The organism is Clostridium sp. AF37-5 (assembly GCF_003477605.1).
GTDB lineage: Bacteria > Bacillota > Clostridia > Lachnospirales > Lachnospiraceae > Eubacterium_F.
On record NZ_QUDR01000016.1, the window covers coordinates 62,629 to 70,310 of the forward strand.

Genomic DNA, 7,682 nt, shown 5'->3' on the forward strand with positions numbered 1-7,682 from the left:
GTGTCAGTGCTTTTCACACCACTACCTTATCATGGATTAAATTTGGTTTACCCCCAAACTCCCATGGTTTTTGAAATTAAAATTTTTATGTACTCCGGATACTGTTCTTCCAAATCCAGCAAAGCATCTACAAGCATGCCAAACACTATGTTCGCTCGTAACTTACTTCTGTATGTTGTATGAATCATAGCAAGTCCATTCTTTACTTCCACCTGCTGCCCCGGATACAATTTCTCATGATTTTCAATCTCACTTGCAAACATTCCTACAATCACGGATACCGCCGCACACACGATATCCTTTCCATGCTCCGCATAGCCTGCATGTCCTACCACATCTAATTCAAATGTTTCCTTTGCCCAATCAATCCGTATACTTAACATGTCAACTCTCCTATACACTTGCCATACTGTTTGCCTGTTCCTTTGCTCCATCTAAGCGCTCGCTCTTTGTCATTGCTCCACCTAGAGTATCATTTTTCATTGTCTGCTTCGAATCCTGTCCCGGTGGATTTGGGTCTCCACCATTTACAATCTCCTGCCCCTGTACGCCTACCATCTGCATAAGTTGCTGTACCTGCTGTTGCAATGCCATTAACTGTTGATACATCGTTCCGTTATTCTGTATTTTCATAATAATTTTTTCCTTACCTTCAAACTCCATCATATCAAGGCAGGCTAACGATGCATCGGCATTTCCCGGAGCAAAGAATCCTTTGTCGTAAAACTGAAGTGCAAGTTCATTCTGGGCCATTCGTGAGTAAGTTGACTTTTTCGCTGCGGAGACAGTTACATCAAAGATAGGCAGTCTATCTCCAACCTCCACTCCCATTTCGTCTCCCATATTCTGTGGAATCATCATCCCGTTATCAAATGTGGCGAATTGCTGTTCCCCCTTATCCCCTAAGATTCTAAATTTACGCGGTTCATCGTAAAACTGACGTATCAGTTCAATCACCATATAACATTCTTCCATGTAGGCGCGATAAGTTCCACGTATCATATCTCTGGATAACTTACTTCCCGCTTCCTGCAAAGCTGCAATTGCAGTTGCGGCCGTAACACCGCTTTGTGTACTTCCCTGAGAAAAATCACGATTACCGGAGGTTTCTTTCAATTCGTTTATCTTTTCCTCTTTCACATTGATACACTGGGTCGGTGGAACCACCTGCTGCATCGGCTGAATATCATCCGGATTTCCTGTGTAATGAACAATTTCTTTTGTCCAATCATTAAATTCCTCCTCATTGATGCCACCGGTATCTTTTGAAAGATATCTCGCTTTACTTGCTTTGATGGCAGAATCCAGGATAACCTGATCTAATTTATCAATGTAGAGCTGTGGATCTTTCATGATATCGATATAGCCAAATCCAGCCGGTGTTCCCTCTTCCGGAAACATTACGTCAAACACATATGGATACATTCCATGGTCGTAATATCCTCTTTCTACATACTCTGAGTCATTTTCCGATGCATATAATATTGTGTCATTCACAAATTTACAATAATGGAGAATATCCTTTGTTCCATTGTCTTTTTTGTAGTACCAGTCAACCACATACGATTTTTCAGACGTATCCACATTTTCTGCATTGATATATTTGGTTAATTCGATTTCCTTGCCTGATATATCTGCTTCTGGATATCGCTGTTTCAAAATTTCATTGTCAACAAGTTCGACATGAAACAAATTTGCTGATTCCTGAATCTTATTTATCCCCGGCTCCCAGAAAAGGTTAAGTATATCTGTCTTTGCAATATTAATATCACCGACACCATTATTCTTACGCGAATCCCACACAATCTTCTTTACACTTGCTCCCTGCTTCAACTTGTACCATGCACAATCGTTATATGTTTCTTCATACCGGTTATATTCAAGCACTACCGGCAATATAGACGTCAGTGTTCTTGCCGTTTGTTCATCCGATGATTCACGTGCCAACACAGTAGGTTCCGGGAAGTTGTCCATCATATCCGCATGCTTATTATTAATCGAATTGTGTAGCCATGCGGATACCGGCTCTGTCATCCCCTTAGACTTTTTCTTCTCCTCGGATTCAATAATTCGCCAATGTCGTAATTTCCACCATTCTTCATTGGCTCTAATTTTTCGGTCAAGCAAGTCTTTTCCCTCTTTGTATTTCTTTAGCGTTTCAACAGCTTTTCTCACATCGTCCTCGGTTAAATTTGTGAGTTTCTCTTTCTCATACTGTTTTCTCTCCTCTTGTGTATTTGGTTCCCCGGCACTCCCATCTAATTCCATCTGCGGTGTCGATTTTTCGACACTTTCATGGGTTTCTGAAATAGGTTCCTCCTGCTGCCCTTGTTTCTCTTTTCTTGGTTCTTCTACATCCTGCTTTTTCTTTTGATAGGCAAATAACTGTAATTTCATTCTTGTCCTCCTAAATCATATAAAATTCAAATCTCTTGGCATCTTCACTTTGCTGCTTACATCTCTGATTCAATGGATCATCACCAATATGGTCACGTTCCAGCACATTTTTACGCGGTGATATCGGATTATCCATGAGCACATAACGACACTCGTCATAAATATGGTCTTCCTGGGTTGTATCAATATCCTCAACATCACTTTCACTGTACACTAATGCAGGTATGGTCCGGATAAAATGCTTGCATGTGTTAAACACTTGAAACATCGTATCTCCCTCTTCGTCAAATGCCATCCGGTAATGATATTGCATCTTTCCGGCAAGTCTTGCATTATCGCCCGGACTAAAGAGAATGTTGTTTGGGTGTTTCTCCATCATTTCTGCAATGGATTCACCACGTGAGCAATCCCATATGGACGGGTCTGCGATACCTATTATCTTTCTGCCTTTGAGGTTTGGGTCCTCATTTTCAATTTCCCTAATGTGTTTTGCCTGCTGGGTTGGGTCTAACTCCAGTCCCACATTGGGTTCACCGGTGCACCCATAATACTCGCGGATTCGATAAATCTTTCCGTTTTCATCTGCCGCATACCATCCAACGCTAAAAGGTTTGGCGAACCCATAATCATATCCACGCCATATACGCCAATAGGATGGTATTCTGAACGGCTCTATAACGTGAGTCCATTTTCTGTCCTTATAGTGTTCCGGGTCATTTCTCCACTCTTTGAACACCTGACCGGAAAAGCTATCCCATGAGCCGTATAACAACGCCTTACGCTCTGCCTCCGGCAGCATGGCAAGATTGTCCAGATAATAGGGGTCGTTTTCCAGCAATTTCTTGTTATCAAATACCGATGATGGGATAAAGATTCTCTTTCGTTTCACCTGAATCTTTTTTCCGTCCGGATCAAGAATTGTCCGTTCTTCGGTAATCGGTGTTTCCGGCGGTGCCGCTGTAATAAACCGGTCTTTCACCCATGCATGGCCAACACCCCCCGGATTGGCAGTTGCTCTCATGTATACACGTGTTCCCGGTCCGCTTGGACGGTTACGTGAAAACATATATGAGTACTCTTCCCAAGTAAAATGCGTCAGCTCATCAAAACCGATGAAATCATACGCAAGTCCCTGATAATTTAATCTGTCTTTCGTATGCTGCATGGTTCCAAAGAAGATTTTCGCTCCAGACGGAAACGTCCATTTCTTATCAGTTACATTGTATTTCGCCTGCGGTACCACCGCTTTATACAATTCGTTGGAACGCAATATCAACTCTTGAAGTTGAGGATATGTCTTACGAAAGATGATACCTTTATAGTTTGGCACCTTAATCTGTCGCATTGCTTCACACAACATAGCATCCGATTTTCCTCCTCCTGCTGCCCCGCCATACAAACATTCATACTCCGGACGACACATAAAAGCACTCTGGCGTGGCTGTGGCGACCAAACAATTTTACTCATCCTCTGCCTCCTTAACCGGAGTAAGTATCATTACACCTACACCATCCTCTTCGGTCTCAATCTTGTTCTCAACTTTTTCCCGCCACTTATCCGGTTTGCGGTTCTTCAACCAAAACACTTGTGCTCCCAGTTCCGGCGGATAATAAACTTCCTGGTCTACCATCACTACCTCTTCACGCTCACACTTACGTTTTCCGTTTTCATAGTCCACTTTTTTCACCTTAAATGGCTTTTTCTCAATCCTGGTAAAACCAACCGCTTTTTTGAACAATTCATTCTCCACTTGTGCGTCTGAAACTTCCCTCCCTTTTTTTAGGCGTTCAGAAAGTTCAGAATGTTCTTGCATGTATTTGTATAATGTTGTTTTGCTAATCCCCAGTTTTTCGGCTATTTGCGACATTACAAGACCTTCTCTTGTCCATCCCTCAATCAATTCCAAATAGGGTTCAACTTTTACGCTATATTGACTTTTTGCCATATCTGATACCCCCTTTTGGTCAGAATAACAAAATCTTTGCTATCTTTCCCCCCTAGTTCCCATACAAAAAGGCACCTGCCATTGACAGATGCCTCTCTCTTCCGTTATTTTATTTTGTAAAATCCACTAATGTACCACGAAGCTGGGGTTGTTCCAGCGTTATAATCGTTATTATACAGCTCATTTTCTGTACCACTTTCACTTATTTTGTTTAACGAAGATACCTTAAAATTCTCCCCATTTATTACTGCTACCGGACATAACATGGTTGGTCTATCTGAATTCGGTGCAAATGGCAGTCCGCCTATTTTATAACAAGCATAATTACTTGATGTTATTATCATTCCCTCAATCCACACATAATCACCATGCCGGATATAAGAACCATATTGAGCTAATACTGTATTGGTTGGTGCAACTGTACTAGGTGTAACATATAGAACCGGCGTCCACGTTCCCCTCTGTTCTAATTCTTCCAATGCCGTTATACGACGATTAGTAGATAAGTCGCTCTCTATGTATTCCATATGCACTACTTCAACTACATCTTCCGCATTGCTCTCACATATCAATGCAGGCATTCCTTTTCCTGATTCAACTCTTAATATAACATCATTCTCCGCATTATCCACCGGATACAACCGCTCTACGGATACACCATAATCTTCGTTGACATCTTTCTGCACATGCCATACATAAACTTTCTGATTTGTCGTTGCATATATGGCATATTGTACTCCTTGATACGGATAACTGCTATCAATAAATGGTGCTAATGAGCTTGAACGGGTATCTCCTTTTTCTTGAATTTTGAAATAGCTGCTTTCTAAAACTTTTTCCACGCGCATGGTGCCGGCAAACTGCAATACCACTTGATTTTTCCACGTACTGCTTTGTCCTTCAAAAGCCCCCACTTTTGTATCTACCCAGCCTTGTCCGTCATAATACTGGAACAGTCCATCATGTATACGCAATCCATGTGCCCCGTCACCGGAATGTGTTTCATGCAAACAATGCTCATGCATGGTGTCATTTACAATTTCTTTGTAGTTTTCAACTGCTGCCTCGTATTCATTCATCTTTGCTACCATCTCATTCAATGTATCCTGCATTTTCTGATAAATCGAAAGATAATCCGAACCGCCTTGGCATCTTACGGATTCCTCAACTCGAACCACACAAGTATCTGTTGTTATCCTATCTGTCTTAGCTCCCGCATAACATCCAACAGTAAAATATTCCTGCATCATCACTTTGTATGGTACTTCACACTTACCATCTTCAATCAGAACCGGATAATTTTTTCCATTTGCCGTAAATACCGCTATTTGAATCAATCCATCCCATTCTGTTGGCAGGGAAAACTTTGCCTGCACATACTCTCTCGTATTTCCAACTAAATCCGAAATTGCTTCTGTACATTCAATATGCTGACCAGTTACTTCAAAACTTATCGTTCTCATCTTCTCAACTCCTTTTTCTTTTAAGCATATCAATCATTCCTTCTGATTTCTCCCCTAGTTCCCATAACTTTCATCCAGCATCTTACCATGTTTGCACCTTTCACAATTTTTATAGCAATGCTTTTCTTGAAAATCGAATTTGTCCTGTTCCGTCCGGAATCGTGTGCCGCATATAGTATGTTCTTCTAATCCCTCACACGTTATCATCTTTTCACTTTCCCGGATATAGTACGCACACTCTGTCCGGTATATTCCCGGACCATAGTATCCTGCCATTCACTCACTCCTGTCCTGCTGCCTTCATTCTGTTTTATCTCCCTCCTGCAAAAGCAAGAGGGAGACTTTTTTTACCATTTACCTTGAAATGTTCTTTCCAATATTGTTTTCTGTTCCATCAAATCTTCGTCCTTATCCCAACCTCTTGGAAGTAATCCGATTAACGATGTATTGTTTCGCCATAATAGTATTTTCCCAGACTCCTCTATCCTATATGGTCCTTCAATCTCCATGTCATCTGATGTTTTCGCACTTTCATCTATCATGTTGTACAATCCTTCATTGATTGGTGTCAATTCAGAGCCATTTGTTAGAAGTCTGCTAATTACCCCAAACTTCGGTTCCTCAATAAGAAGATTCGTTTCTTCCAGATATTCGTCCGGTTCTTTTTCGGCTAAAAGAATCTTCATCTCGTCTGGTACCAACTGCTGCCGTGATTCATTTTTATGTATTCGAACATATTCATCCCGTGGCAAATCTCCAATAAGTTCAACAAGAGCCGCTTTTTCAGCATTAGGAAAAAATTGCTCTTGAACGGCCACAAACCAATAGCCCCCAACAATGTAATACACTTTTGCCTTTTCACTGTGTCCGACACTCAAATTGTCATTTTTATAGGCTTCCTTTAAAAGTTTCTTAAATATACTCGTTTTAATAAACATAATCTATAACCTCCTTTATTCATCGATATAGGTTGCCGCCATGTCGGCAAGATGCAAATATACAGCCAATTTTGACCGTTTGTATGCCGCGTTTATATCCCGGCTTCCACCTCTAACCGCATCGTCAAAGGCTCCCATGTGCCACCGGATTGCGAGTATCTCCTCATCCGTCAAGTTCATAAACCGCTGGATGATAAAGATTGATTTTTCTCCATGCCCTGCTGGGAAAGCATTTTTGTTATACTCATATGTTTCTTTTCCATCTGTTTCCTGCTTTATGTAGTTGTCTAGTTTACATACATCATGAAGCAATCCGGCAATAGCAAGTGTTTCTTTCGTATAATCTCGTAGTATCTCTCTTCTCATCAGGCGATTCATGACATTTACCGAGTGTTCCACCAAACCACCTTCGTAACTTCCGTGATACTTTGTACTTGCCGGGGCTTCTAAGAATCCATTGTTGACAAGATAACTTAAAAGTTTATCTGCCCCTCTTCTTTTGATGTACTTTTTGTATAATTTTACAAATTCATTCTGCATTTTACCATCCTTTCTTAAATCTTCCAGAAGTAAGTTAATAACCCATGTTTTTTTTGCGCAATTACTCTAACAGACATATTAAAAATGAATTTTAACATGAGGAGGTGTGAAGCCATGAAACAAGCAATAAAAACTTGGCTTACAAAATCGGAAGATTTTTATTTTTTGCATATACGAAAATATGTAAAAAATCCAACAATTGAATGCATTACATATTTTTTATACGCATTAGCTACTACAAATCCATTTGTTGATATCCAAATTCAATGGGTTTTAACTTTAGTTATTAATCTTCCGTAATTTCTTTATTAGGTTACACGGTAACGAACAAAATTCGTTATCGTGTCAGACTGTAGACAAAGTGGTGCTAGGACTGTTGTCCTAGCACCATTTTTCTC

At 40.6% G+C, this 7,682-nt stretch carries 9 protein-coding genes; 1 reads left to right on the plus strand and 8 read right to left on the minus strand.

Going from position 1 to position 7,682, the window contains the following annotated elements; genetic code table 11:
• Positions 1 to 47 precede the first annotated feature (47 nt).
• The 8 genes from DW019_RS10620 to DW019_RS10655 all read right to left on the minus strand — a co-directional run bounded on the left by DW019_RS10620 (position 48) and on the right by DW019_RS10655 (position 7,284).
• Positions 48 to 383 (minus strand): ribosomal-processing cysteine protease Prp, encoded by a 336-nt coding sequence (locus DW019_RS10620; RefSeq protein ID WP_182431100.1) that lies wholly within the window; start codon positions 381 to 383, stop codon positions 48 to 50.
• Positions 384 to 393: 10 nt separating this feature from the next.
• A complete protein-coding gene (locus tag DW019_RS10625) occupies positions 394 to 2,397 on the minus strand; it encodes a hypothetical protein (protein ID WP_182431101.1) in 2,004 nt (667 codons plus the stop codon).
• Between the two features lie 10 nt (positions 2,398 to 2,407).
• A complete protein-coding gene (locus tag DW019_RS10630) occupies positions 2,408 to 3,865 on the minus strand; it encodes a terminase family protein (RefSeq protein WP_118443342.1) in 1,458 nt (485 codons plus the stop codon).
• Complete coding sequence (locus DW019_RS10635) at positions 3,858 to 4,343, minus strand: transposase (RefSeq protein ID WP_118443343.1); 486 nt, start codon at positions 4,341 to 4,343, stop codon at positions 3,858 to 3,860. The genes DW019_RS10630 and DW019_RS10635 overlap by 8 nt, the downstream gene beginning before the upstream one ends.
• Positions 4,344 to 4,447: 104 nt before the next feature.
• The gene (locus tag DW019_RS10640; protein ID WP_118443344.1) at positions 4,448 to 5,806 is read right to left on the minus strand and encodes a hypothetical protein; all 1,359 of its coding nucleotides are present in this window, start codon (positions 5,804 to 5,806) and stop codon (positions 4,448 to 4,450) included.
• Positions 5,807 to 5,860: 54 nt separating this feature from the next.
• The gene (locus DW019_RS10645; protein WP_022377403.1) at positions 5,861 to 6,082 is read right to left on the minus strand and encodes a hypothetical protein; all 222 of its coding nucleotides are present in this window, start codon (positions 6,080 to 6,082) and stop codon (positions 5,861 to 5,863) included.
• A 71-nt stretch (positions 6,083 to 6,153) separates the two neighbouring features.
• Complete coding sequence (locus tag DW019_RS10650) at positions 6,154 to 6,744, minus strand: hypothetical protein (protein ID WP_118443345.1); 591 nt, start codon at positions 6,742 to 6,744, stop codon at positions 6,154 to 6,156.
• A 15-nt stretch (positions 6,745 to 6,759) separates the two neighbouring features.
• Positions 6,760 to 7,284, minus strand: a complete 525-nt coding sequence (locus DW019_RS10655) for an HD domain-containing protein (RefSeq protein WP_118443346.1) — start codon at positions 7,282 to 7,284, stop codon at positions 6,760 to 6,762.
• Positions 7,285 to 7,398: 114 nt separating this feature from the next.
• Between DW019_RS10655 and DW019_RS10660 the strand changes: the two genes are divergently transcribed.
• Positions 7,399 to 7,584 (plus strand): hypothetical protein, encoded by a 186-nt coding sequence (locus DW019_RS10660; protein WP_117479088.1) that lies wholly within the window; start codon positions 7,399 to 7,401, stop codon positions 7,582 to 7,584.
• Positions 7,585 to 7,682: the final 98 nt, after the last annotated feature.